Source organism: Bacillus sp. AR2-1 (genome assembly GCF_008368755.1).
Lineage (GTDB): Bacteria > Bacillota > Bacilli > Bacillales > Bacillaceae_G > Bacillus_A > Bacillus_A wiedmannii.
Map to the genome: position 1 here is coordinate 94327 of NZ_QORY01000035.1, position 24703 is coordinate 119029.

The window sequence follows — 24703 nt, forward strand, 5'->3', positions numbered from 1 at the left end:
ATACCATTATTTCTCTCCTTACCTCAAATAACAATTTTATTATTTATCATAAAGTTAACACTCTCGTTAAACATATATAAAGATTGTTGTATTTCTTACTTTTCTCCTTGAAAACAATATATACTACATTTGAAATAAGCAGGTACGTCTGCTTATTATCTAAATTCCCGTGCAATACCCCCTCACGAAATGCTAGGAGCAATCCTAGCATTTTTTACAATAACGTTTTGCTTATTTTAAACATATGTACAGTATAGTGTTTTTCAGCTTATCCCTTAAGCGGTTATATCATTTTAGCGAGCCAGTACATTCGCCATCAGCTCTTCTTCATTTTAACTGTAGTCATGAAACAAAAAAATCCCCTCAAAGCATGAACTTCAAGGGGGAGCCTGTTTTTTTATTTACTTATATACGTACAGCTGTACCACTTACAGCAACCATTAACATTCCATCACGAACAACTTCGTAATCTACGTCAATACCAACGATAGCGTTCGCACCTTTTTGTTTTGCAAGTTCTTTCATTTCATCCATTGCGATATCACGAGCTTCTTTTAGCTTGCTTTCGTAAGAACCAGCACGACCACCGACAACATCACGAACGGAAGCGAATAAGTCGCGGACAATATTTGCACCCATAATAGCTTCACCATTTACAATATCGATATACTCAATAATTTCTTTACCTTGAATTCCAGACGTTGTTGTTACAATCATGACTGACACTCTCCTAATATGTTGTAGTTTTTTAATGCGCTTTCTTATGTCTTTATTATGACACAGAAAAAGTATCTAATCTATTGAATTACCTTACAGGAGTGTGACAATTTTGTAAGAATGAAACGGCTATTATTTAATAAAGCGCTTTTACGTTAGGATACATAAACGATTTTCTATTTTCTTTCCAATCCTTTTCCACTTCTTTAAAGGTTGGTCGCCCTAATTCTTCATTGTTTTCCTGTTTACTAAACCATTTCTTCACATACTGCTCTCCATTTTTATTTTGCACTGTACAAAGGAAACTATTACTACTATCCTTTAATATTTTTACAATCACGAAAAGACACCCCTTCTCTCTTAAACTTGATCTTTTACTATAAGCCCTTCCTCTCTTATAGTCATACGACTCCTCGGCCGTGCCAAAGTTGTAAGATCAAAAACGATATTCATTATGTTTAAATATGTGACGTACATATTATTTAAAGAAATCAGAGTTATACGCATTATGCTTATCAAATATTTTATAGATTTCTAACTTATCATCTAATTTTGCATCTACTAAAATTAATATATTTCCATCGTAAATGTATTCTTCATATTTTTTAGCATGTTCTTCGGGAATTCCTAATCCGATAAATGCTCCTATTAAACTTCCAGCTCCTCCGCCAATACCGGCTCCTCCAATAGCTGCTGCGATAGGTCCCGCTGCTACGATTGGACCCATTCCAGAAACGGCAAGTATACCAAGACCTGTTAATAAACCACCGAGTCCGCCTGCTACTCCTCCTGCCACAAGCCCTGTCGCTGAAAAGATATCCGCTTTATGTGCAGTTTCATGATTCACTTTTTCACCCGATTTTTCTTCCAGATGCTCAATTTCCTTTTGATCCTTCGCAATAGCTGAAATATTATCCGCCGCATATCCTTTATCATTTAATTCATTAATAACGAACGCCGCATCATCAATTGTTCTAAAAACACCTACTATTTTTCTATCTACATCCATAACTATTAACCTCCTAAAGTTTTATATAATGTATCTTTATCTTTCTTCATTTCTGTATACACTAATCTTCTTATTAACATAACCATTTACGAAAAAAGCGAATAATAAAAGGATCACAAGCGAACTACTTAACAAGTAAATTAAATCAAATGTAATATTAATCATCATTTCATTCATGTATACCAGACTCCTTTTTATTTAAAGTAAAAGTATATTTTTATAGACTAGAACTCTTATAATTCATCTTCAGTCAATCTCTTTCTAGTATATGTATACCCTTCATAACCCTTTCTAAACCTAAAATACTATAATTATATTTTTTCTTATTTATATGTTTAACATTTTTTAAAACGGGTATGTTTATATTGTTATGCTTATTATATGGAAAGGAATATTTCGATGAATGCAATCCAATCTACTACTATTCTTTATAATGAAACACCTACAATAACGCAGATTCATCATTTTTATGCTTTAATGACAACATTTCAAACGAATTTATTTATAAGTAAACACGGAACACTTACTTCTATTAAAAGCTTAAGCACATTAATATCCTTTTTCCTTACTGTAAAAAAGAGAGAGCTTGTATTATTTATCTTTGAAGGAATAGATGCAAAAAAGCTTTAAGAACACTCTTTCCTTCTTAAAAGTTTTATTATCCCCCTATTCCCTCGATCGTTACTTTTCATATATGTTTTTATATTTCAAAATGATTTCCTCTATTAAAAAAGAACCCCCTAATACAATAGGGGGATTTCTAGTTTGGCCTTATGAAAACTGATATAATATATATTACGTTTTTCATTCTTTACAATTGAAAACTTTGAATAACCTTGAAGGTAGGAATTTTTAATGAAATCGAAAGCAAAATTTAGTATTCGCTTCAAAATTATGGCTGGTTATTTAGTTATCATTTTGTTCTTGCTTATTTCTTTCATTATGTTAAACAATGGGATTTCCAGTTTACAAAAATCTCGTAATTTTATTATTGATCACGATTTTAAAGTTCTTAATTTAACGAATCAAGTGGAGAAAGATTTACTAACAATTGAAAATAAAGCGAAAGGATTTATCACTTCTAATGATGCAAATTACGTTCAATCTCTTAACGCTGCGGAAAAGGATTACGAAAAACATTATCAAGATCTTTTAGCTCTATTAGAGGATAACCCTTCTCAGCAAGAAAAATTAAAACAGATTAATGAAAACATTACTAGTTGGATTAATAAAGAGATTCACCCATTCATTACGAATCACAATAGTAATAACGTACAAGCAATCGACACGACTCAAATTCAATCATTACAATCGCAGTTAACTAACTTCCGTAGTGTAGAGGAACAACTAACGAAAAAAAGAGCTGCACAATTAGATACTCAAAATAATAAATTAGAGATTTGGTTATATAGTTTATTGTTCTTACTTTCTTGTATTTCCATTATCATTTCACTCTATATTTCGAATTCCATTACAAAAACGATTAAAAATGTAATTCAAGTTATTAAATCCATTTCTTCTAAAGAAAAAATTACGGAAAGAATTCATGTAAACACACGGGATGAAATAAAAGATCTTGCTCATACAACGAACCACCTACTAGACGAAATATCTAAAAGAGAGTGGTTGCAAACCGAGCTTGCAGAATTAATTTTAATGTATCAAGGTGTCTCTTCTATTGAGATGTTAGGTAATAAAATTCTTAGTGGAGTTATACAAAAAACGCAAACTTCTTGCGGTGCATTTTATGTACGTGAAGAAATTGAAGAAACTGTCTACTATGTGAAGAAAGCTTCTTTCGCCGATCAAGGTTCTGATGTTGGAAAACAATCCATTAAAATGGGTGAAGGTCTAATTGGACAATGTGCTTTAGAAAAACAAAGCTTTATTCTTCGAGAAATACCAGAAGAATTTCGTTATGTCACTAGCGGCTTATTAGAAATACGCCCTAAAAACCTACTAGTCGTCCCTATCTTATTTGAGGATGAAGTAATCGCAGTAATGGAATTAGTAAGTGTAACTGAGATTTCAGACTTACATCAAGATTTAATTCAACAAACTGTTGATAACCTAGGTTTAACAATCCATAGTATTATGGGACGTATGCGGATTCAAACTCTTTTACATGAATCACAAGCAATGACAGAAGAGTTGCAAGTTCAATCAGAAGAATTGCAAACGCAAGCTGAAGAACTACAAATGCAAGCCGAAGAATTACGAACAACGAATGAACAACTAGAGTCTAGAACGGAAGAGGCAGAGCAAAAGACAGCTGACTTACAAATTACTAAATCAGAATTAGAAGAAAAAGCAAGTGAGTTATTACGTAGCTCAAAATACAAATCAGAATTTCTAGCAAATATGTCTCATGAATTACGCACACCGTTAAATAGTATTTTACTATTATCTGAAATGTTAAAAGAAAATCATGATAATCATTTATCCGACGATGAAATTGAATTAGCAACTGTCATTCATTCATCAGGAAAAGATTTACTTACTTTAATTAATGACATACTTGATTTATCTAAAGTAGAAGCTGGAAAACTAGATGTTATTTTCGAAGCAACAAACATAAGTGACATGGCAGCAAGTATGCATCAAAACTTTTTACATATAGCTGCACAAAAAAATGTCGAATTTACGATTGAAGACAGTGATACGATTCCTGATCTATTTTATACAGATGCAAAACGGATTGAACAAATTATTAAAAACTTATTATCCAATGCATTTAAATTCACGGAAAAAGGATCCGTCTCTTTACATTTCAATTCAATAGAAGCAACTAATTTAAGTCATGAAATGCAGTCTATAAGTAATGATTGGATTACAATTTCAGTAAAAGATACTGGTATTGGTATCGCTAAAGAACAGCAGCAACTCATTTTCGAAGCCTTTCAACAGGCAGATGGAGCAACAATTCGGAAATATGGTGGTACAGGCTTAGGGTTATCTATTTGTAAAGAGTTTGCTAGATTGTTAGGTGGTTGGATTACGTTAGAGAGTAATGTAGGAGAAGGCAGTACTTTCACTGTATATATTCCTAACCTTCCAAATGGATTAACTGATATACAAGTATCCAATTTAGAGGTTGCAGCAACGATAGAAGATGTTACCCCTGCTGAAGTTGTGGAGGAAACTATCGTGACTCCTGAAACAAATAATGTCTTCCAAGAGAAAACCATTTTAATTGTCGATGATGATCACCGAAATATATTTGCATTACAAAATGCATTAAAAAAACAACATGCCAACATTATTACTGCACAAAATGGCATAGAGTGTTTAGACATACTAAAAAACAATACAAATATTGACCTTATTTTAATGGATATTATGATGCCGAATATGGACGGTTATGAAACGATGGAACATATCCGAATGAACTTAAGGTTACATGAAATACCTATTATCGCATTAACTGCGAAAGCAATGCCAAATGATAAAGAGAAATGTTTATCTGCTGGCGCTTCAGATTATATAAGTAAACCATTAAATTTACATCAACTCTATTCGGTAATGAGTGTATGGTTAATAAAATAAGTGAGGTTTAATTTAAGTGGAAAATAAGTATTATAATTTTGATCCATCCGTCGATATGGATAAGCGCACGAACTTAGAAATTGAATTACTATTAGAAGCGGTATTTAAACTATCTGGCTTCGATTTCCGCCAATATGCTCGTACATCTATTTATAGAAGAATTTGTAATCGAATGCAGATCTCTAATATACCAACCATTTCAAAGTTAATTGAAAAAGTAATTCATGAGGAAGGGCTTTTAGAACAGTTATTAAATGATTTCTCCATTAATGTAACTGAAATGTTCCGTAACCCTAACTTTTTTAAAGCGCTAAGAGAGCATGTCATTCCTGAATTAAAAAAGTATCCTGAAATTAGAATTTGGCATGCTGGATGCGCAACTGGTGAAGAAGTATTATCCATGTCCATCTTACTTCACGAAGAAGGATTAAGTGAAAAAGCTGTTATTTACGCAACAGATATGAATACAAATGTGTTAGAAAAAGCAAAACAAGGCATCCTTCCGTTAAATAAAATGCAAACTTATACGAAAAACTATTTACAAGCTGGCGGTACACAAGCATTTTCTAACTACTATTCAACAGATAATCGTTTTGCTTATTTTAATCCATCTCTTTTACAAAACATTATCTTTGCGCAACATAATTTAGTAACTGATCAATCTTTTAACGAATTTCATATTATACTTTGCCGTAACGTTTTAATTTATTTTACAGGTAAACTTCAAAACCAAGTACAGCAACTATTTTATGAAAGTTTAGGCCACAATGGATTCCTATGTTTAGGAAATAAAGAAACTCTTCGTTTTTCAAATATAATGCCGCATTATATCCAGTTTAATCCGAACGAACAAATCTATCAAAAAATACAATAAAAGCGTATGAAATCCTCTGTTTGGATTTCATACGCTTTTTATTTCGCATTCGTTTGTATCATAATGAGGCACATATCATCTGATTGTGTTTTCTTCTGTTCTTCCTTATAAAACCCTTCTATCTCTTCTTCTAAATCTCCCCATTTTCTTTCTGTAAAAGCACGTAATTTCTCTTCAGACTCAAATTCATCATTTGCAATTGCTTCAAGCACACCATCTGTAAATAATAATATTTGAGCGTTCTCCTCAAAAGGTATAACTGTCTTTTCAACTTTTATTTCATCAAAAAATCCTACCGCACAACCCCCGCGATTTAGTTCCACTACATTCGCTTCATCGACTAAAACGTATCCAGAAGGATGTCCTGCATTTACATATTCAATTGTTCTCTTTTCTGTATCAACTACTAAGTATATCGCTGTAAAATAATATGGAATATTATCATTCTCATTATGTAAAAGAGTCATATATTTATTTAAGTCTTTAATGACAAGTTCTGGATCGATTAAAGATTTAATCGTTTCACGTAATACAGACGAAATAAACATACAAACTAATGAAGCAGATATACCATGTCCCATCACATCTAATAATATAATACCGTAACGGTTTTTATCGATTTTATACCAATAATACATATCTCCAGCTAGTTTGAATGAAGGTAAATAGCTTGCTTCAATTTTTATATGATTTTCTCTTAATGGGCTACTTAATAAGTTTCTTTGTACTTGTGTAGCTAAATCCAATTCATTACGAAGGTTTTCTTCTTGTTCTTTATGCCAATTTAATTCCGATTTCAAGCGTAATGCTACACGCATACGCGCTAACAATTCAACTTTATTTATCGGTTTCGTAATATAATCCATTGCGCCTATATCAAGCGCTTCAGCTAATTTATTCGCATCTTCTAAAGCTGTTACAAAAATAATAGGAATATCTTTAAACTTCTCCTCTTTTTGTAATCGCCTACAAACTTCAAGTCCGTCAATTTCAGGCATCATAATATCTAATAGTATTAAATCAATTTCATTATACCTGGAAGAATCTTTTCCAAATTGAATGTATTCGAAAAGCTCTTGTGCAGAATTAAGCGATACAAGATCCTGATATCCGGCTTGTTTTAAAATTTTTTCAATTACAAAGATGTTAACCGGATTATCATCGACAATTAAAATGGACACAAGTTATTTCCCCTTTTCTTATATAAAATGTAAATCTATGATCATTTTCTATTTTTCTAGTATTACATACTCAGTTACAAAATGAAAATTTCCTACTCAAACATATTTTTTATACAGCAAAAGAACAAACCCCCTAGAAATGAGAGTTTGTTCTTTCACTCTATAAATTAATTTAACACCATTGCTTTATCACTTAAAAGACGATCTAACTCTTCCATATGATTTGTTTCATCTGCAATCATATCTTCTAACTTTACAACTAACTCTGTCATATTTAATTTCGCGGCCTGTTCTTTTCTCGTTTCATAACGCTTAATTGTTTCATATTCTGACTTCCTAGCTTCTTCTAACATTTCTCTAACATCTTCTACTTGTTTCACTGGTAAAGGGATCGTAGTAGGTGTACCACCTAACGTCTTAATTTTCTCCGCTAAATATAGGGCATGTCCTTGTTCATCACTAATTTCAGATTCAAAGAAAGGTTTTAACACTTGTCTATATATACCAGAAACTGTAGCAGCATTATGGTTATACATAATAATTGCCGAGTATTCTCCTGCTAAATCTTTATTCAATCCTTCGATTAGTTCTTTCACATCGTGTGACATTTTTATATCTCCTCCTATACTTAATAACTACCCCTTTTCTCATGTTTTAAACATAACTCTTTAAATTTTTTATGTATCTAAAAACGCCGCTTGCTTCAATTTACTTATCGCTTGTCTTTTAATACGAGAAACATGCATTTGTGAAATACCTAACCGTTCCCCTGTATCCTTTTGATTTAAATTCTCTTCAAATATATAATGAATAACACTCTTTTCCGTATCATTTAATACGTTAAAAATATCCTTTAAAACGAGACGTCTTTCTGTCTCTTCATATCCTTGCTCTACTTCACCTACAGATTCAATTCTCGCTACCGAACTGCCATCAGATGAATTTTCAACTACATCGTCTAAGGAAGATACTCGATAATTATTTTTCGCATCCATAATTTCTAGCACTTCCTCTTCGGATAGTTCTAAATGATCCGCAATCTCTATAATCTTCGGTGAACGTTGCAGTTGATCTGTTAGCTCCTCTATCGCAAGTTTAATCTTCCCGCCTAAATCTTTCATTCGCCTTGGAACATGAATACCCCAAGTTTTATCACGTAAATACTTCTTTATTTCGCCTACTATCGTAGGTATTGCAAACGGCTCAAAAGCATTCCCTATCGAGTAATCATACCTTCTTATTGCGCCTAAGAGCCCTAACATTCCTACTTGTATAATATCCTCATGCATCGGCCCACCTTTTGAATAGCGATATGCAATGGAATGTACGAGATTTTTATAGTGATGAACTAATCTTTCCTGTGCTTCATCACATTGGTTTTGTTGGAAGTCTGCAATTAGTTTAATAACGTCTTCTTTAGCAAGATTTGTAGGTTGAGATTGGATTTCCATCATTCTCCACCTGCTCTCTTTGTATATATTTTGTCATTAAAACTGTCATGCCCTCATCATGCATAATTTGTATATCATCCATTAACGTATTGATTAAATATAAACCTAAACCATTTTCTGGCAAATGTTCTACTGGTTTACTAATATCATACGGACCAACTTTCCTTTTTAAGGTGCTAAAATCAAAGCTAACCCCATTATCAGCAACCATAATTTCTAATCGATCTTCATATAGCCCAAAGACAATTGCAATTTCTCCAACGTCTTCTTTGTATGCATGTTGTACAATATTTGTACATGCTTCACTAATAGCAATTTTCATATCTTCTATATCGTCATAAGCAAAGCCCATTCGATTCGCAACACCAGCCATTGTTAAACGAATAATAGCCACATATTCTGCCTTTGCAGGAATTTTCATTTCTATCTTTTCAAATCTCTCCATCATCCCTAGTCACCTTCTTTCTACTTTTTCAAAATCGGAATTCAAATTTAATATTTCTGTTAGTCCTGTAATATCGAATAATCTTTTTAGTCTTTTAGATACACCAATAAACTCTAGCTTTCCATCATTTTTCTTAACTGCTTTTAATAGCGCTATAAACACGCCTAAACCTGTACTATCCATATACTCTACCTCAGTAAAATCTACTACAATATGAACCTCTTTTTCGCTTGCAATAGGCATAATCTTATTTTTCAAATCTGATGCCGTATATGCATCAATTTCACCATTAAGTTGTACCGTATAACCTACATCATTTTGCAAAATATTTATTGCCAAATTCATCATTTCCGCCCCCTTATCTCAAACTCTTACTATTTAATTACCCATAAAAATTAATTTTAAACATATTTTTTTATTTTCATTATAAATAAATTTTCTACACCTTTCTCGACTTAACACTTAAATCGTACTAATAAATGTTTAAAACTTATAATTTTGTGTATGTATAATGTATAAACATTATTTTTAGGGGGATCTATCTATGGAAGAGCACAACTTTAAAAAGGGAGATTTTGTTCAATTTTCTTATCGACACGATCATGCTACAAAATTAATTGGTTCCATTATTAACATACTAACGAATACAATTGTAGTGGATATCGGTAATAGCGAAGACTTATCTCATATAGAACCAAGGCAGGTCGTAAAAATAAATAATTGTGAAAAAGTAACGATGGTTTAATACATAATAGAAAGTGTAATTTTAATGAGTGGGGGTTCTTCATCCTCCACTCTTTCCTATGCAGATTACATAAAAAAAGCATCCAAATTAGTTTAATTGGATGCTTTTTTTATGTATATTTATCAGTTTGTTAACTTTATAGCTATATATAACAAACTTAAGATTACTATTCATTATCATACTTACGCTTTCCGCAGCATTCTAGAAAAGAATGTAACGATTAAAATAAAGACGATTGCACCTAATAACGCCGGAAGAATAAAGATGCCTCCCCATTCAGGACCCCAATGACCAAATAACGCACTACCTACCCAAGATCCGATTAATCCGGCAATCACGTTACCAACTATACCTAACGGAAAGTCTTTTCCTGTAATCATTCCAGCTAACGCACCAATAAGTCCACCTACAATACACGTAATAATAAGTCCCACAATTAAACCTCCTATATTCGTTTTATATTGGATTCATCAAGCTTTAGTATGTAACCAAAGCTTGATGAACATATATTATTCTTTATTATCCAATTCATCACTTATCTTTTGTTTCACTTTTCCGACTTTTTCTTTTATCGTTCCCTTCGTTTTTTCCCACTTCCCTTCATTTTTCAACTCTCTATCTTCTGTAACTTCACCAATTCCTTCTTTTACTTGTCCTTTTTTCTTTTCAACTTTACCTTTAACTTGTTCTTTTAGTCCGTTCTCACTCATATTTACAATCTCCTTTTCGTAATAGATTTATAGATTTACAGGATACAAATTTAAATAGAATACATGCATCTTCTTTCTTGTAACCATTCACCGACTCTTTCTAAATCCTTAACGAATAACAAGATTTTTCCTTCATCCAGCTTTTCTTCGTAGAAGTTCGCCTCTTCCTCATTAAGCCCTAACTCTTGCATCTTATTTCTTAACTGATCTCCCGTGTTTTGAAAGACGTTAATAATGCTTGTCCCAAGTCCTTCCTCTTTTATCCCAATTGTATTCACGTCTGCATTGTCTGCAATTCTATCTGTCCTCTCTTTCTCATGTGTTAATACGTAAATATCTTTTTGGTCTATCCCTTTCTTCACTAGATCATTCGCCGCATTCATGACCTCTTTCTCCGTAATAAATTCATATACAAAAGGTTTACTATACTTCGTTTCCATCTTTAACTTCCTCCTTTAAAATGAATTATTTGTTATATTATATGTAGTACACCCATTTTCGAAATGTTAAACATAAAATTTGAAAAAAAATGAAAAGGAGAGGACATATGCACTTTCGTCTAGAGCTATTTGTTGAAGATTTGCAAAGGTCTATTCGTTTTTATGAGGAAATCCTTACCCTTGTATTCTCAAAAAAGAATGCAACTGGTGCAATGATTAAACTAGGGGATTTTTCTTTATTATTGACCCCTGATTATATTCTTAATCAAAATCATTATTTAAAAACAGGTGGACTTAATCCAAAAGGAAAAGGTGTTGAGGTTATCATAGTTTTTGATAATATCGAACAAATATACCAACATGTATTAGAAAAAAATTACCCAGTGGAATCTAACCTTAAAATTCAATCTTGGGGAATGAAGGATTTTCGTATTGTAGACCCCGATGGTTATTATTTAAGGTTAACCTCCTCTTGAATTTACCCTATCCCAAAACTAGTAGAATAAATCTACTTACAATAACTACCTGAATTAACAGAAAATTGTTATAATTAAATGTGAGGAGGGATACTATGAAAAAACTCATATCTATATTCGCTCTAACCGCTCTATCTTTCACTTTAATAGGCTGTGCAAGCACCTCAGCTACAGACAAATCTCCACAAGCTAAACAAGAACAGAAACAAAATGCCTTTCAATTAAACTCCGCAAACATTACAGATATCGAAATACTTCGGACAACCGATAACACTACTTCTAAATCTCAAACAGACAACGAAGAAATGATACACTCTATCGTTTCAGCAATTCAAAGCGGAACTCCTAAAGCAATTACACTTGATCAAAAAAAGCGAGAATCTGTGCATTCTACTATTACCGTTACATATAAAGATGACGTAAAAGAAGAGTTTCTTGTGTGGGTTGATAATAAAGAGCAAATTACGATTGCTAAAGATGAGAAGAAAGATAAATTTGAAGGTGTGGTAGTGAACATTAAAGACGCGAAAATGATGAAGGATTTCTTTTAAAATTCTAATTGATGTTAAAAAAGAGTAGGATTACATCCTACTCTTTTTTAATCTTGTCCAATAAATAAACTTTTATAAAATCTATTTAAGATCTAATTTTGCTAAATCATGTTGTAAAACATTATTTCCTTCTTGTGGATTAAATACTATTGCACTAAGACCAAAAACATTAGTAACAACATCTCTATCTTTCGGACGAATGATTCTTACTTCATAAGCAAAAAGTCCTGGAGGAAGAGCTGCTGAACGAAAAGTAACATATCGATTAGGTGCCAATGTTTGTGTTGAAGGGTCTACTAATGGTAACAATACCGGAGAACCCGATGACCAATCAAACATTTCAACAGTTACTGTATGAGTATCATCTGGATCAACATTCATAGCTTCCACAGTAAGAAACAACGTAGCGGAATGTCTACGTAATACACCCGTTGACAAAGTTTCATTGTGATGTTTATAACATTTTCCAGGAGGATGACCATAGCCATAACTCATATCAATTCCCCCCTTTCATTTACAATTAAGGACAAGTATTCCTTATAATATATAATGCTAGTATTATTTTAATGAAAGGTATAAAAGCGGATTTCCATCTGTATTTTTGGATATTTTATTTTTCACTTATTCCCTCTTAATGAATAATATAGATTCTCCTATTTTGCCCTTGAACTCCTTCTAAGAATAAATCTATTTTGAAAAGGACCTGCTCCATTCATTTGTAAAAGCATAAAGTAAATTGAATCCGTTAAAACACATGAGTGAACTCTTGGTTTTCCTCTCCTATTAAAAGGAGGAACTATTATGGGCTTTGGTGGTAGTTGTGGCGGCTGTGGCTTCGCCGGAGGATTTGCTTTATTAGTTGTATTGTTTATTTTATTAATCATCGTTGGAGCTGCTTGCTTCTGCTAAAAAACTATCGAAAAGACACTCATGTGAGTGTCTTTTCTTCATATGTAAAAAAAGCCCACCTATTTCCGTAGGCGGGCCTTATCTTTATTACACAATATCAAAGTATACTCTCTTTTCCCTTGATTTTTTATGTAATTATACATATTCATGAAAATAGAAGAAGTAAAATTGTCATTACAACATATTTCCCACTTTCAACTTATTTATCAGTAGAATGTTTTTCTACAAAATCAAGGATTCTGGCATTAACTTCGTTAGAGAACTCACCATTAATTGCGTGAGATGCATTTTTCCAGTTCACTATATCTATATCTTTAACGTATTTTTTTCCAGTTTCGACTGCTTTTACCGAATTGTGCATTGTACTTTTTTCAGCCATTAAGGCAAGCACTGGAACATTGATATTTTTTAAGTCTTCTTTACTAAATAAATCAGGCGCTGGTGTTTTCAATTTATAGTTACGCATGCCCGACTCGATTAACTTAGCGATTGGCTCATCATCATTTGTTTCTGCTCCTCCAGAAACATAGCTTAACATCTTTTCTCTTAAAAACTTAGGTACAATAGGAACGGAAGCTGGAATAGATGCCAGAATCATCTTTATGGATATTTGTGCAAATACAAAGACTGGGTCCAATAAACTAGTCGTAGCAATATGCTTAGGGTTATATCTGGCCAAATTCATTGCTGTCCAACCTCCAATAGAGACACCCACGATATGCACTTTTTTTAAACCTAATCCTTCAATTACTTCATCTAACCATTCTGCTTGTTGTTTTTGGTTTTCAATCACCTTCGTTTGCACGCTCATTCCAGGTTCACCAAGTAAATCGATTGTGTAAACAGGCCTTTTCTCCCTTAACCCTTCTAAATTCGGTACCCACATTGGAGTAGATGCACCACGTCCAGGGAGTAAGAGTATTGGTTCCTTATGTTTATTTTCCTCTTTAGTAAAGTAATACGTACGAATTGTGCCAAATGTAGTTTCTATATCTTTCATATCGTTAGGTGTTGGAAGAAGTGCCATTGATTCATCGTAAGCAATTTGAAAGTCTTCTTTTCCTTTTTCAGATATAAAGTGACCAACCTTATTATCCTCTCTCTTCATTTGAATCCCTCCTTTCTACAAATATATGGATAAACTTTATTTATATATTCATGGGGATCATCCATTGAAGATTTATCTTCTTTAAGCCAAAACTGTCATTTAGAAAAAAGAAAAAGACACCCTAAGGTGCCTTTCTGCGACTTGAATCATCTTAATTTTAATAATATGTATTGGACTCCCATCCAACTATTATTTTACCACATTAAATTGTTTTGTTTATTGAGAAATACAATAGTTTATATGCTGGTCTTCTGTATTAGATATTTTTGTAATCCATGCAGCGATTAACAAGAGAACAAGCTAAGCTGATGTAACATACCAATAAAATTTATACTGTATTCTATTAAGTAGGAACCAAAAAAAGGGATTAGTACATAATTATCGTGAAGAAAAAACCATAGTGGTAGTTCTAGTGAGTTTTTTACTAAACTAAGGTACGTACTTTTCTAATTATACATACAAGGAAATTAACCCGGATATAACAATCAATGGAAGAATTACTGCAAGTTTATTTTTTAGAGGGACACGTTTGTCTGGGACGCCTGGCTGGATAACAAAAGCAAGTAAAACAATTGCTCCAATAATACCTAAAAGTATATGAATGACAATCATCCTCCTAAGGAATATTATTATCATTAAGTATATCACACTCAAACACTTGAAGGTATTAAATACCAATTAAAACTAAATATCCCAAAAATATTTTAAAACTATAATCAGTGTTTTTTCCTTCCCCACTGATCATTAGCCTTCATGAATTGGGCGTTACGGTTAATAAATAGCAGGATAAAAGTAGAGAAAGTAAAAGAGGAGTGAAATTTCACTCCTTTTTTTTACTTGTGGATTTTAACACTCATTAGATCGCTACTAGAATTTTGCTTCTCTATGCTTATCTCTATTTTAAGATTGTTTTTATTTATATCAAATTTACCTGTGCGTGTATTAGAAGCCACTATGTTATCAATCTCTGTACTCAAATCTAAGTTTGGATTTATCATAGTGATCCACTTTTTACCTAACTCTACTAACGCCTTCTCACCTTGACCTCTATCAATTACAAAATTAACGGTAAAGTTACTTTCATTATCGCCTTCTACAGTGAAATTCCCATTAAATTCTGGAATCCCTTCTAATACCGGAGAGAATAACACGACCTCTGAACGTGGACCGCCTATCCCTATATATTTTAGCTCCGCATTATGTTTTGCGTTAATTTCAGTAATAAGATTTTGTGCTTCCTTAGATATAGATTTTTTTAATACCGAAGAGCTATCCATCCAACCTTCATGATAATAAATGAGCTCGTCTGCTAACTCTTGCGGTATAACAGCAGGCTTTGACTCAGGCTCTATTTCTGGTTTTTCCAATTTAATAATTGCATTGTATAAAAATTGTGCATACTGCTCACGAGTTACAATTTTGTAAGGTTCAAACATATTATCGCCCGTGCCAGCAGCAATTTTATTTTCTTGTAATGCACTAATAGCATTTGTTGCCCAGTAATTTTTATTTACATCTTTAAAAGTGGTAATAGATGTCGCTTTTAAATGAAAGGCATTTGTTAATACAGCAGCCAATTGTTCACGTGTTAAAATACGATCTGGACCAAATTTCCCATCGCCAAATCCACTTATAATACCAGCCTTACTAAGAGTTAAAATTTCTTTTTCAAACATATGATTTTTCACATCAGTGTAAGGATTTGGTAAGTTAGGTTCATCCGCTGGCTTCAAGTAGGCATATAGCATTCTCACTACTTGTCCACGTGTAATACTATCACCAAAACCAAATATTCCATTTCCATAACCGGATACAATATTTTTCTCTTGTAAATCCATAATCGCTTTATAAGACCAGTGATGTTCAGGAACATCTTTAAATCCTATTGTGTTTTCTGCTTGCACATTTGTTAGAGGAGTTAGTGTTGTTGATGCAATAACTGTCCCTGCCAAAATTAATTGTTTAAAATTCATAATTGAATCCCCTTATCCTTAAAATATATTGCACACATCTTTTCCAATATTAACATATAAATAGGTTAATATTGGGTATTTTAAGAATATTATTCCATTGGATACTGTTTACAAAATTAAAATCCATACGCATCCTTTTCCTTTACCCCTTTTAAAAAAGATACCATTTATAAACTCAAAAATCCCCTCAAAACGCCAGCTTTAAGGGGATACTTTCTATCATCTTCTCTCTTCATACAACCGATTTGCTTTATACGAGCAAACTAAATACATAACAATTGCAGCAGGGATAAACAAACATGCAAAGCCTCTCATCAGTGCAAGTGGTGTTTCAAATAAGAATGACCATAGAAATGATATACCTTGCTTATCCCATAGTCCTGGCGTAAAATATAGTTCTTTTGGATTTGCAAGTGCTCCTAAATGAATCGTGTCATTAAACATAAATAGAATTAATATCGGAATAGAGCATATAGCTAATTCTAAAAATGTTTTAGATAGACGTTTATATTTCCCTGCTCGTGACATTTGATCTGAAAAAATGTCATCTTCACTTTCTTCATTTATCTTTTTAAAATAGTACGTACCTGACCACCGATTACCGGCTATATGCTCCCAGCCACTATCTTCAAATAATGTGCAGTAATTAATAAATTCACTTTTTCTACTAAATACTCTATGGTCTATTTTAATTGTCGCATCTTCCGGCTCTGTATATCTAAATGTATAACCAAATGTATTGCTTTCTAGTTGATAGCCTTTCCAAGCCATCTCTTCTAACCATTTTTCCTCTTTCTCAAAGTCTAAAAAGAATTTCAATCTCCACATCATTGTTTCACCCTAACTATACGTGTAATAAACTCTTTGTAACCTCAATAATGTGTTGCATTCTCATAAAGTCTAAGTGCAATACTTCTTTCCCACGTTCCGTAATGACATACACTTTTCTTCGTTTATCTTCACTTTTCACCGATTCTATTAACCCTTGTTTTAATAAATTTTCAACCGCACCATACAATGTACCCGCTGCGATTTTTACTTGATGATTACTCAGTTCCTCCACCTTTTGCATAATTAAATATCCATGAGCTGGCTCTAATAAAGCTAAAAGAACGTAATATGTTGTTTCCGTTAATGGTAAATTTTTATCTCTATTCATAAAGACCTCCAATGTAACGATAAATATATAGCTAAACTATATAGTTCAACTGTATAGTTTAATTTTATACAGTTGAACTGTATATGTCAAATTAAGTTTAAAAAAAAGCAACCTAGATCCAACATGGAATCTAGGTTGCTTTTTTACATAAACGTAATCGTCACTAAAGAATATCCTTCTTTCGCATTATACGGCTCAGCTTTATAAGAAACACGGTTCGCCCCTTGCGGATAACCGATTTCTCCAATTACTTTTTTCACGTCTTGCAATGCGCCATCCATTGATTGTTTATAAAGGATTTCAATCTTTGGTGACTTTTCGTTATAACGTTTCTGCATTTTATTTTTGAATTCATTATAGTTATTTGCAATGTATTCATTTCCTAAATAATTTAACTTTGTATCTTTTAATATTTGCTGATATGCAGGGTTTTTCGTACTACCTGCCGCAATTTTATTTGTTAATGTACTATAATAATTTGTTGTAGCTTGCGGATAGTCACTTCTGTTCCACTCATGATTTCTTGCGATTTGCTCATCTGATAAGTTGAAATAGGAATACGTAACGCGGCCTTGTTCATCTGGCACTGGATCATCGAATGTTGTATCAAGGTGATACCATTTGTTTTCGATTTTCACTAAATTCCAAGCATGAGGCTGACCGTCCCCAGTTCCTACTACAAAATGATTCTCAATTCCAGCTTCTTTTAATAATTGATAGGTTAATAGTGCATAACCTTGGCAAACTGCAGAACGATTTACGAGTGCTTCATATGCTGTGTAAGCTTTATAAGACGTATCGTAAGAAATATGCTTTACGACATAATCATGAATCGCCTTCACTTTTTCGTGATCATCCATTCCAACTTGAGTAATAGAAGAAACAATTGCCTTTGCTTGCTTCATTACATATTCCGTTTGTTCTTTCGTTTCACGATATGTAATCTTTAACGTAAACGTATAATTTCCAGGTGATCCAGAAATTCCATATGAAACATTCGATCTATTATAATTTGTATACTCATTTTTACTTGCGACTTCTTTATAGGCGTTGAAAAGTGTCTTCATTACTTCTTCCTGATTACCATTTTTCGTTTTATATGGAAGTGTAATATTCGTTTCGTACGCATTAATACGCTTTTGTACTTCATCTTTAAATGCTGCTAATAATGCCGCATCCCCTGTATCTTGCACCGCAACTTCAGGCTTTTTATATTTCAAAGTATTATATAAAAACTGTGCATACTGTTCACGTGTTACCGTTTTAGATGGCTCAAATTTCCCTTCGCCTGTACCAGAAGCAATCCCGTTTGATTGCACCGCACTAATGGCATTTTCACCCCAAAAACCGCTTGGAATATCATTAAACGTATGCTTTTGTTTCGCAGAAAGATGGAAAGCGTTTGTTAAAATTTGCGCCATTTCCGCACGACTCACAGGAGCTTTCGGTCTAAAATTCCCTTTCTCATCCCCTGTAAATACCCCTGCATTCGTTAACATTAAAATTTCCTCAGGAAACATCGTAGAGTTTTGATTAATATCACCATAAGGATTATTAAACTTCGATCCGTCCTTTAATACATAAAGAGCATTATTGCTACTAAACGTTCCGCCTTGTTTATTCGGTAGCATAACTCGATACACTAAAGCTGCAACTTGCTCCCTCGTCGCAACATCTCCAAAACCAAATACTCCATTTCCATAACCGGAAATAATATTTTTACCCGCTAAATCTTTAATCGCCGGATACGACCAATGTGATGTAGGCACATCAGAAAAAATACCTGCCTCAGCAGCTCTCACATCACTGCCATTTGTATACAATAAAGCACCACCAATAAGTGATAATGATGTAATTGATTTTAATAGTTTTGTGTACATAATTCCTTCTCCCAATACGTTCTCTATTTTATATTTTGTCGAAAAATCTAAAAATATGACAAAATATATTATACAATTAAAAGGTTTTAAGGGATATATTGATTTTTAAAATATGCAAAAATTCATATTAATATATTTTTCCGTGTTAATATTATGTTGTTTTATTTATGAATATGTATAGGTAGTAACTCGTTATAACTCCCCTCATGGTAATCTCTAATTTTATATTGAAATTCTTTAAAATAATTCTTCTTTATTTCTCAATATAAGGAGTCTTGGATTTCCATTAACACTCCTGTAATATTATTAACAAAGAGTAAGGTAAGAGTTACTCTTTTCCATTTTAGAAGAGGTTCTGTTGGAGACAACAGAACCTTTTTTCATATAGAGGTAGTTTTATTAAATTTTTCACCACTAACTATAAAAAAACATCTTATAATCATAATGTAACAAATTGATGCATTTAGGGTAGATCAACTGCCAGTTACACTAGAACTTATTCTTTTCATTCTTATAGTAATCAGTGCTGTTGGCTACTTAATAAAAGAATACCGACTATCATAATCTAATTTATAAAACATGAATTCCTTCGAATAAAACTCAATATTATGTCCATAATGTTGATAGGCTGTATGCCAACATTCATTTAGTTTTCTCTGTATCTCCTTGTATTGAGCAGTTAGCCATTGCTAGCTGCTCTTTTATATGTAACCTTATTAGACAAGTTTTCATATAATGTAGTCATTCCTTTCTTATAAAGTGAAACTTTAATCATTGAGGGTTTTGTTCATCCCCCAATGATTATCAGCCCTCACCAATAGGGCTTTTACGGGCAGCCCGCCCCCTACCTAACTTCTTTGCTTCCGTTGAATGTTAAGGTGGAGGTCTTACTGCCCGCAAATAGCGGGATAAATTAAACCCGTCACTTGAATTATAAAAATTGAATTATATCCTATACCATTTTCAGGAATCATCCATATTTTATTTCTAAAAAATTGCTTTGTTTCACTGAAAGGTGGTTGCGGAAACAACCGACTTTTTATTTATGGCAAAATGAGATTTCTATTAAGATTCATTACAAAGTATGTTATTACTGGTACAATCTAGTATAATAAATACAGATCAAACATTGAAAGGAAATATGACAATGAAAAGATATTTTAACTTCATTTCACTTTTCTTAACTGTACTCGTAATAATTAATCTTACAAATATACATACAAAGTACCAATTCTTTATAGGTGCATCTATAGCATTATGTTTAACTATTATTTCTACAAATGAAACTATAAAATTCCTTGCTACTAGTAGCTTATTAGTTTACGCATTTGCCGCTTTTACTCTTTTAAGTATTGCTTGCTAACTTTCAATGTCGCTTTTATTAAAATAGCGTTTTTATGTAATTCTAATATTGAGGCACATACGACTTTTTTATTCCAATCACGATTTGTTCATTTTTTTGATACATTTATGGAACATTCATACGTTACGTGGGATAAATCCTTTTGACAGAATGAATAATGAGCGATATCTTTTTCTCAATGAATTTATGTATTTAACATGATAAAATAATAGTTGGATGGGAGTCCAATACATATTATTAAAATTAAGATGGTTCAAGTCGCAGGAAGGCACCTTTGGGTGTCTTTTTTGTACATATTAAAATCCTCACCACCTTATGAAAACGGTAAGCCCTTTACAACAAACAATAATTGCAACTACATTATTTTTACATTACATTAAGGTTAGGGAATATTCTTTTACTAATAAAGTGCTAGATAGTAGGTGGAAAAATGGAATTTAACGATTTGGGTATTATCATTAAAGAACTTAGAATGAAAAAAAATATATCACAATCCGAATTATGTCATGGAATATGTTCACAAAGTCAAATTAGCAAGATCGAAAAAGGTATGATTTATCCATCTAGTATATTGTTATATCAGTTATCAGAAAGACTTGGTATTGATCCAAATAATATATTTGCACTAACTCAAAACAAAAGATTAAAATATGTAAAAAATGTAAAATATGTAATAAAAGACTGCTTAAAGCAAAAACAATATAAAGAACTTTATGAAATAGTAAAAAAAGAGAAAAACTTAAATAATTTTCAAACAAAAGAAGAGAAACAGTTTCTAATATGGCACGAATCAATTGCTATATTTATGGTGGATAGATCAATAAAAACTGCTTTAGATCTTTTAAATAATGCATTAAAACTGACTTTAACTAATTCTGATTTTTTATCAGAAAGAGAAATAGATATTATGCAAACAATGGCTATATTTTATGCGGAAAATAAAAATTATGAAAAAGGTATTAATATATTAAGAAGATGTTTAACTAATTTTAATAAGTTAGATTTTCCTAGAGATAAAGAAATTAAATTAAAAATCATTTTAAATTTAGCAAAATGTTTAGACTCCACATATCAACATGAAGAGGCAATAAAATACCTTGATAAGGGTATAAAATTAGCAATTAATCTAAATACTTTATACCTATTAGGTGAACTATTCTATTTAAAAGGTCAGTATTTATTAAAGATTAAACAACATAATGTAGAAGATGTTGTTTATAACTGGAAAAAAGCATTATTTATATTTGAACTAACAGAAAAAGAATATTATACAAAAATGCTACCAGATGAACTTATTGAAATACAAAATAAAAAACACTCATAATTTCGTAAAAGCTACTTACAAAAACCACAGGAAAAATCCCTGTATTTTTAAAATTAAAGTGGTTCAAGTCGCAGGAAGGCACCTTTGGGTGTTTTTTTTGTGGAGAATCAGTTTAAAAACTAAAAGAACCTCAATAAATGAGGTTCAAAAAATCTACTATTTTAAATTACCTTCGTAAAAAGCAACTCCATTTTGAACATGTTTTAAATACCACGTAATCGTCCCACCACAAACATTTTCATTAAAACTATTAGCATATACTCCATTTGAGTAATAAAGAGTTCTTTTGAATTTACCATTAGAATACTCATAAGGAATTGAGCATGTTGCTTGCTTCGGAGAGCTCACAGCTTTTTGCGTATCAGCTGAAGCTGCCCCAATTCCTCCTGTTAATGCAATACCAGTCGCTAATGCTCCTACTACTAATTTCTTGAACATAATAAATCCCCCTTTAATAGTTTTTATAGCTTACAATTTAAATGTATCACTTTTGTAATTTATGTAAATATCTTGAATATGTAGAAATATTTATTTAATTTTTGGTAATATTAGGATTTTATTTTATCAAATGAAAAATAGAGGAGTTAGAAAATTATGTAACAATGCATAATAAATCAATCAGATATTATGATATACTCACAAAGAACTGATACAAAATTTCTTTAGATTGGAAAACTAAAGTCTTATCTACCTAACAGAAAGGCGCCTAATGGCGTCTTTTCTTTATTTTCAAAAGGACCTGCTCCATTCATTCTTTAAAACATAAAGTAAAGTGAACCCATTAAAATCCATGGAATGAACCCTAGTTTTACCCTCTTATCTAAAGGAGGCACTATTGTTATGGGATATGGTGGTAGTTGCGGCGAAGGCTGCGGTTTCGCTGGAGGATTTGCTTTATTAGTTGTATTATTTATTCTATTAATCATTATCGGATGCAGTTGTTTCTGCTAAAAAACTATTAGAAAAGGTACCTATACTATATATAGGTACCTTTTCTTTATGTGCCTTATTCATTATCTGGTTCCAAACTTTTATCACGATTGGATTTGTTTTTTTCATTTTTCGCATTCGTCATACCTCAAATATGAATCGATTTAAGACATGAGCTTTTAACTAAAAGAATTTGGGACCACTTTTTCCCACAAAGGAAATATCTTTTTTGAAAAACTCTATTATTTTTAATAAAAAATAAGTTCATATAGATGCTATTTATAAAATCCAAGAATAGATAATAGTATAAAAAACACCATTCCTCATAACCTATAAATGGAGTACTACCAGCATTTCAGAAGAAAACCACGCTAAGAGTATGCAAAATTTTATACAATTTTTCTAGCATTTCAATAATAAACGAGAAACCTAAAAGCTCGCCATAATAGGAATGTATAAAAAAGCATAGTTCCATAGAACAGAAAAAGAAGATTCCCTTGTGAAAGTAGGTTTCTTCTTTTCCCTCTCTACCGATAATGAGACGTTATGTTTACTAATTTTGAATATCGTATGCAGACTAAAAACAGAAAAAACTTCCTGTAGTGTAGGTTGTTTTTTCTGTTTTTTGATGATAGTTGTTAACTGATGTCTCACATTTCAAAAAAATAACTTTTTTGTTTGCTTGTCCACACCATTTCACCTCTTTATGAATTATATAGTTTTAAAGGAGGTGAAAAGAATGAATGAAGATATTATTTCAATTGGGGCAAATTGTATAGTGAGAATTAGAAACAGATTCTTTCTTCTAGTAGAAATTGAAGTGGAAGTTGGAAATGTAGCCATAGAGGAATTTGTTTTTATTCGAATATCTGAGCAAGAAGCTAGAACATTGTTAGCAGGGGGTATTCAACGTTGTACTATTTCTAATTGTATTCCTAGGTCTCATGATGATTTAGAGGTAGAATTCATTTGTGTTTTAATCGTGGGTGGGGAAGCATTTGCGGTTTTTGATGTAGAAGACGATGTTGATGAAGCTGTACTTGTTCCAATTTCATTAAGAGAAGCCGAGCGTTTAATCTGTAGAGGAGCAAGACGATGTACAGTTATTAATAGATAAGAGTAAGCCTTTTGGGAGCTAAAGAGGTTTCATTTTGTGTGGCTTCTTTTAAGAATGATTATGTAAATATGAATATCCTCCAGAGTACTTAACTGGAGGATATTTTTGTAGACTTCTAGATGTATTAACTACCAATAACGAAAATTATGTAAATATGCTATCTATTAGGCGTTTCAAACCTTTTGCTATACCTTTAAATGCCCATAACAGTTTAAGGAAAACTTTGAAAATAGAATCCCATATGATTTCGCTAAAAATAAAGTCTAAAGCTTTTCGTAAACAGTCTTTAGGGGATTTACACTTACTCCATCCTTGTTTCAACATAACTCCCCCTCCTTTCTTATTTAAATCAAATGTTATTTTATTGATTTTTTCTAAACAATTTTCTAAATAAAAATACTAATCCAATTAAAGTTAACACATTAATAATAGTTCCTAGAATTCCAAAACCATTTAACATATTAAGTCCCTTTTTTTAGCTTGGATTTACTGTAAAAAATACTATTTGAATGCTTAACAATAACTACACACAATGTAGACCTCTAATACATTATAACAAAATTCCATTATATTCTGAATATACGAAATGAGTTTTGTTTTTAAAACCATCAAATGAATTAATGCCCTACTGCTAATAAAGAGAATTATGTAAATGAGCTTTCCATATTGGGTAGCTTATTTTATTTTTTGCTTAGCGTGTTTTTTCATCTCTTCTTATTAATCTAGGCAGGATAATATTTATAACAATAAATAGAAGCAATTATTGGAATATATATAGGAGTAAGAAGATCCCCT

Annotated in this window: 30 protein-coding genes and 1 pseudogene; 11 read left to right on the top strand and 20 right to left on the bottom strand. The window is 32.0% G+C overall.

Features of this window, described 5'->3' with window-relative positions:
• Positions 1 to 405: 405 nt before the first annotated feature.
• From DT250_RS29110 to DT250_RS31925, 4 genes are all read right to left on the bottom strand, one after another.
• Complete coding sequence (locus tag DT250_RS29110) at positions 406 to 717, bottom strand: YbjQ family protein (protein ID WP_000637510.1); 312 nt, start codon at positions 715 to 717, stop codon at positions 406 to 408.
• 136 nt (positions 718 to 853) lie between these two features.
• Positions 854 to 1057 carry a DUF4028 family protein gene (locus DT250_RS29115; RefSeq protein WP_088121490.1) on the bottom strand — a complete coding sequence of 68 codons (204 nt, stop codon included), beginning with the start codon at positions 1055 to 1057 and terminating at the stop codon, positions 854 to 856.
• Between the two features lie 138 nt (positions 1058 to 1195).
• Positions 1196 to 1726, bottom strand: a complete 531-nt coding sequence (locus tag DT250_RS29120; RefSeq protein WP_097890560.1) for a general stress protein — start codon at positions 1724 to 1726, stop codon at positions 1196 to 1198.
• 36 nt (positions 1727 to 1762) lie between these two features.
• Entirely contained in the window at positions 1763 to 1903 is a 141-nt protein-coding gene (locus DT250_RS31925) for a hypothetical protein (protein ID WP_080377776.1), read from the bottom strand.
• A gap of 222 nt (positions 1904 to 2125) precedes the next feature.
• On the opposite strand from DT250_RS31925, the pseudogene DT250_RS29125 reads away from it, so the two are divergent.
• The 3 genes and pseudogenes from DT250_RS29125 (at position 2126) to DT250_RS29135 (ending at position 6146) form a co-directional block, all read left to right on the top strand.
• A pseudogene (locus DT250_RS29125) lies at positions 2126 to 2376 on the top strand (hypothetical protein).
• A gap of 205 nt (positions 2377 to 2581) precedes the next feature.
• Positions 2582 to 5272: an ATP-binding protein gene (locus tag DT250_RS29130; RefSeq protein ID WP_097906876.1), complete on the top strand. Its 2691-nt coding sequence runs from the start codon at positions 2582 to 2584 to the stop codon at positions 5270 to 5272.
• Positions 5273 to 5288: 16 nt separating this feature from the next.
• Complete coding sequence (locus tag DT250_RS29135; protein WP_149214194.1) at positions 5289 to 6146, top strand: CheR family methyltransferase; 858 nt, start codon at positions 5289 to 5291, stop codon at positions 6144 to 6146.
• A gap of 38 nt (positions 6147 to 6184) precedes the next feature.
• Here DT250_RS29135 and DT250_RS29140 read toward each other — a convergent pair whose 3' ends face one another.
• From DT250_RS29140 to rsbV, 5 genes are all read right to left on the bottom strand, one after another.
• Positions 6185 to 7327, bottom strand: a complete 1143-nt coding sequence (locus DT250_RS29140; protein ID WP_149214195.1) for a fused response regulator/phosphatase — start codon at positions 7325 to 7327, stop codon at positions 6185 to 6187.
• A gap of 167 nt (positions 7328 to 7494) precedes the next feature.
• A complete protein-coding gene (locus DT250_RS29145) occupies positions 7495 to 7935 on the bottom strand; it encodes a ferritin-like domain-containing protein (RefSeq protein ID WP_088062271.1) in 441 nt (146 codons plus the stop codon).
• A 69-nt stretch (positions 7936 to 8004) separates the two neighbouring features.
• Entirely contained in the window at positions 8005 to 8781 is a 777-nt protein-coding gene (gene sigB, locus DT250_RS29150) for an RNA polymerase sigma factor SigB (RefSeq protein ID WP_097906877.1), read from the bottom strand.
• Complete coding sequence (gene rsbW, locus DT250_RS29155; RefSeq protein ID WP_048545439.1) at positions 8744 to 9226, bottom strand: anti-sigma B factor RsbW; 483 nt, start codon at positions 9224 to 9226, stop codon at positions 8744 to 8746. Before rsbW ends, sigB begins: the two co-directional genes overlap by 38 nt.
• Before the next feature lie 6 nt (positions 9227 to 9232).
• Complete coding sequence (gene rsbV, locus DT250_RS29160) at positions 9233 to 9571, bottom strand: anti sigma b factor antagonist RsbV (RefSeq protein WP_136444379.1); 339 nt, start codon at positions 9569 to 9571, stop codon at positions 9233 to 9235.
• A 196-nt stretch (positions 9572 to 9767) separates the two neighbouring features.
• Between rsbV and DT250_RS29165 the strand changes: the two genes are divergently transcribed.
• Positions 9768 to 9968, top strand: coding sequence for a methyltransferase (locus tag DT250_RS29165; protein ID WP_000390989.1), 201 nt, complete (start codon positions 9768 to 9770; stop codon positions 9966 to 9968).
• 182 nt (positions 9969 to 10150) lie between these two features.
• Here DT250_RS29165 and DT250_RS29170 read toward each other — a convergent pair whose 3' ends face one another.
• The 3 genes from DT250_RS29170 to DT250_RS29180 form a co-directional block, all read right to left on the bottom strand.
• Positions 10151 to 10402: a GlsB/YeaQ/YmgE family stress response membrane protein gene (locus tag DT250_RS29170; RefSeq protein WP_000522902.1), complete on the bottom strand. Its 252-nt coding sequence runs from the start codon at positions 10400 to 10402 to the stop codon at positions 10151 to 10153.
• A gap of 75 nt (positions 10403 to 10477) precedes the next feature.
• Positions 10478 to 10678, bottom strand: a complete 201-nt coding sequence (locus DT250_RS29175) for a CsbD family protein (protein WP_001293468.1) — start codon at positions 10676 to 10678, stop codon at positions 10478 to 10480.
• Between the two features lie 50 nt (positions 10679 to 10728).
• Complete coding sequence (locus tag DT250_RS29180; RefSeq protein ID WP_000448812.1) at positions 10729 to 11118, bottom strand: YflT domain-containing protein; 390 nt, start codon at positions 11116 to 11118, stop codon at positions 10729 to 10731.
• 107 nt (positions 11119 to 11225) lie between these two features.
• Here DT250_RS29180 and DT250_RS29185 point away from each other — a divergent pair, with 107 nt between their 5' ends.
• Together DT250_RS29185 and DT250_RS29190 are read left to right on the top strand one after the other, a co-directional pair.
• On the top strand, positions 11226 to 11594 hold the full coding sequence (locus tag DT250_RS29185; protein WP_149214196.1) for a VOC family protein: 369 nt from the start codon (positions 11226 to 11228) through the stop codon (positions 11592 to 11594).
• Positions 11595 to 11689: 95 nt separating this feature from the next.
• The gene (locus tag DT250_RS29190) at positions 11690 to 12145 is read left to right on the top strand and encodes an LptM family lipoprotein (protein ID WP_149214197.1); all 456 of its coding nucleotides are present in this window, start codon (positions 11690 to 11692) and stop codon (positions 12143 to 12145) included.
• Between the two features lie 81 nt (positions 12146 to 12226).
• Here DT250_RS29190 and DT250_RS29195 read toward each other — a convergent pair whose 3' ends face one another.
• Entirely contained in the window at positions 12227 to 12640 is a 414-nt protein-coding gene (locus tag DT250_RS29195) for a hypothetical protein (RefSeq protein WP_098189586.1), read from the bottom strand.
• Between the two features lie 306 nt (positions 12641 to 12946).
• On the opposite strand from DT250_RS29195, the gene DT250_RS29200 reads away from it, so the two are divergent.
• The gene (locus DT250_RS29200; RefSeq protein WP_000505670.1) at positions 12947 to 13054 is read left to right on the top strand and encodes a YjcZ family sporulation protein; all 108 of its coding nucleotides are present in this window, start codon (positions 12947 to 12949) and stop codon (positions 13052 to 13054) included.
• Between the two features lie 199 nt (positions 13055 to 13253).
• Here DT250_RS29200 and DT250_RS29205 read toward each other — a convergent pair whose 3' ends face one another.
• From DT250_RS29205 to DT250_RS29225, 5 genes are all read right to left on the bottom strand, one after another.
• A complete protein-coding gene (locus DT250_RS29205; protein WP_149214198.1) occupies positions 13254 to 14162 on the bottom strand; it encodes an alpha/beta fold hydrolase in 909 nt (302 codons plus the stop codon).
• Between the two features lie 833 nt (positions 14163 to 14995).
• Positions 14996 to 16135, bottom strand: coding sequence for an S-layer homology domain-containing protein (locus tag DT250_RS29210; protein WP_149214199.1), 1140 nt, complete (start codon positions 16133 to 16135; stop codon positions 14996 to 14998).
• Between the two features lie 219 nt (positions 16136 to 16354).
• Positions 16355 to 16966 carry a DUF2812 domain-containing protein gene (locus tag DT250_RS29215; RefSeq protein WP_088121478.1) on the bottom strand — a complete coding sequence of 204 codons (612 nt, stop codon included), beginning with the start codon at positions 16964 to 16966 and terminating at the stop codon, positions 16355 to 16357.
• A gap of 13 nt (positions 16967 to 16979) precedes the next feature.
• Positions 16980 to 17294, bottom strand: a complete 315-nt coding sequence (locus DT250_RS29220; RefSeq protein ID WP_001078066.1) for a PadR family transcriptional regulator — start codon at positions 17292 to 17294, stop codon at positions 16980 to 16982.
• Positions 17295 to 17437: 143 nt separating this feature from the next.
• On the bottom strand, positions 17438 to 19174 hold the full coding sequence (locus DT250_RS29225) for an S-layer homology domain-containing protein (RefSeq protein ID WP_149214200.1): 1737 nt from the start codon (positions 19172 to 19174) through the stop codon (positions 17438 to 17440).
• A 1147-nt stretch (positions 19175 to 20321) separates the two neighbouring features.
• Between DT250_RS29225 and DT250_RS32765 the strand changes: the two genes are divergently transcribed.
• Positions 20322 to 20537, top strand: coding sequence for a hypothetical protein (locus DT250_RS32765; RefSeq protein ID WP_370513133.1), 216 nt, complete (start codon positions 20322 to 20324; stop codon positions 20535 to 20537).
• A gap of 430 nt (positions 20538 to 20967) precedes the next feature.
• Positions 20968 to 21861: a helix-turn-helix domain-containing protein gene (locus tag DT250_RS29235; RefSeq protein ID WP_149214201.1), complete on the top strand. Its 894-nt coding sequence runs from the start codon at positions 20968 to 20970 to the stop codon at positions 21859 to 21861.
• 156 nt (positions 21862 to 22017) lie between these two features.
• On the opposite strand, the gene DT250_RS29240 is transcribed toward DT250_RS29235, so the two are convergent.
• Positions 22018 to 22299 (bottom strand): LCI fold-containing protein, encoded by a 282-nt coding sequence (locus DT250_RS29240; protein ID WP_000473814.1) that lies wholly within the window; start codon positions 22297 to 22299, stop codon positions 22018 to 22020.
• 402 nt (positions 22300 to 22701) lie between these two features.
• Here DT250_RS29240 and DT250_RS29245 point away from each other — a divergent pair, with 402 nt between their 5' ends.
• Entirely contained in the window at positions 22702 to 22812 is a 111-nt protein-coding gene (locus tag DT250_RS29245; RefSeq protein ID WP_000540371.1) for a YjcZ family sporulation protein, read from the top strand.
• Between the two features lie 718 nt (positions 22813 to 23530).
• Positions 23531 to 23908: a hypothetical protein gene (locus DT250_RS29250; protein ID WP_001001284.1), complete on the top strand. Its 378-nt coding sequence runs from the start codon at positions 23531 to 23533 to the stop codon at positions 23906 to 23908.
• A 144-nt stretch (positions 23909 to 24052) separates the two neighbouring features.
• Here the strand turns inward: DT250_RS29250 and DT250_RS29255 are convergent, their stop codons facing one another.
• Positions 24053 to 24232 (bottom strand): hypothetical protein, encoded by a 180-nt coding sequence (locus tag DT250_RS29255; protein ID WP_149214202.1) that lies wholly within the window; start codon positions 24230 to 24232, stop codon positions 24053 to 24055.
• Positions 24233 to 24703 lie beyond the last annotated feature (471 nt).

Excerpts from the sequence above, each read along its gene's own strand:
- DT250_RS29110 (WP_000637510.1), bottom strand. The coding sequence starts at position 717 with ATGATTGTAACAACAACGTCTGGAATTCAAGGTAAAGAAATTATTGAG.
- DT250_RS29120 (WP_097890560.1), bottom strand. The coding sequence starts at position 1,726 with ATGGATGTAGATAGAAAAATAGTAGGTGTTTTTAGAACAATTGATGAT.
- DT250_RS31925 (WP_080377776.1), bottom strand. The coding sequence starts at position 1,903 with ATGAATGAAATGATGATTAATATTACATTTGATTTAATTTACTTGTTA.
- DT250_RS29130 (WP_097906876.1), top strand. The coding sequence starts at position 2,582 with ATGAAATCGAAAGCAAAATTTAGTATTCGCTTCAAAATTATGGCTGGT.
- DT250_RS29145 (WP_088062271.1), bottom strand. The coding sequence starts at position 7,935 with ATGTCACACGATGTGAAAGAACTAATCGAAGGATTGAATAAAGATTTA.
- sigB (WP_097906877.1), bottom strand. The coding sequence starts at position 8,781 with ATGATGGAAATCCAATCTCAACCTACAAATCTTGCTAAAGAAGACGTT.
- rsbW (WP_048545439.1), bottom strand. The coding sequence starts at position 9,226 with ATGATGGAGAGATTTGAAAAGATAGAAATGAAAATTCCTGCAAAGGCA.
- rsbV (WP_136444379.1), bottom strand. The coding sequence starts at position 9,571 with ATGATGAATTTGGCAATAAATATTTTGCAAAATGATGTAGGTTATACG.
- DT250_RS29165 (WP_000390989.1), top strand. The coding sequence starts at position 9,768 with ATGGAAGAGCACAACTTTAAAAAGGGAGATTTTGTTCAATTTTCTTAT.
- DT250_RS29175 (WP_001293468.1), bottom strand. The coding sequence starts at position 10,678 with ATGAGTGAGAACGGACTAAAAGAACAAGTTAAAGGTAAAGTTGAAAAG.
- DT250_RS29180 (WP_000448812.1), bottom strand. The coding sequence starts at position 11,118 with ATGGAAACGAAGTATAGTAAACCTTTTGTATATGAATTTATTACGGAG.
- DT250_RS29185 (WP_149214196.1), top strand. The coding sequence starts at position 11,226 with ATGCACTTTCGTCTAGAGCTATTTGTTGAAGATTTGCAAAGGTCTATT.
- DT250_RS29190 (WP_149214197.1), top strand. The coding sequence starts at position 11,690 with ATGAAAAAACTCATATCTATATTCGCTCTAACCGCTCTATCTTTCACT.
- DT250_RS29195 (WP_098189586.1), bottom strand. The coding sequence starts at position 12,640 with ATGAGTTATGGCTATGGTCATCCTCCTGGAAAATGTTATAAACATCAC.
- DT250_RS29200 (WP_000505670.1), top strand. The coding sequence starts at position 12,947 with ATGGGCTTTGGTGGTAGTTGTGGCGGCTGTGGCTTCGCCGGAGGATTT.
- DT250_RS29205 (WP_149214198.1), bottom strand. The coding sequence starts at position 14,162 with ATGAAGAGAGAGGATAATAAGGTTGGTCACTTTATATCTGAAAAAGGA.
- DT250_RS29210 (WP_149214199.1), bottom strand. The coding sequence starts at position 16,135 with ATGAATTTTAAACAATTAATTTTGGCAGGGACAGTTATTGCATCAACA.
- DT250_RS29215 (WP_088121478.1), bottom strand. The coding sequence starts at position 16,966 with ATGATGTGGAGATTGAAATTCTTTTTAGACTTTGAGAAAGAGGAAAAA.
- DT250_RS29220 (WP_001078066.1), bottom strand. The coding sequence starts at position 17,294 with ATGAATAGAGATAAAAATTTACCATTAACGGAAACAACATATTACGTT.
- DT250_RS29225 (WP_149214200.1), bottom strand. The coding sequence starts at position 19,174 with ATGTACACAAAACTATTAAAATCAATTACATCATTATCACTTATTGGT.
- DT250_RS32765 (WP_370513133.1), top strand. The coding sequence starts at position 20,322 with ATGAAAAGATATTTTAACTTCATTTCACTTTTCTTAACTGTACTCGTA.
- DT250_RS29235 (WP_149214201.1), top strand. The coding sequence starts at position 20,968 with ATGGAATTTAACGATTTGGGTATTATCATTAAAGAACTTAGAATGAAA.
- DT250_RS29240 (WP_000473814.1), bottom strand. The coding sequence starts at position 22,299 with ATGTTCAAGAAATTAGTAGTAGGAGCATTAGCGACTGGTATTGCATTA.
- DT250_RS29245 (WP_000540371.1), top strand. The coding sequence starts at position 22,702 with ATGGGATATGGTGGTAGTTGCGGCGAAGGCTGCGGTTTCGCTGGAGGA.
- DT250_RS29250 (WP_001001284.1), top strand. The coding sequence starts at position 23,531 with ATGAATGAAGATATTATTTCAATTGGGGCAAATTGTATAGTGAGAATT.
- DT250_RS29255 (WP_149214202.1), bottom strand. The coding sequence starts at position 24,232 with ATGTTGAAACAAGGATGGAGTAAGTGTAAATCCCCTAAAGACTGTTTA.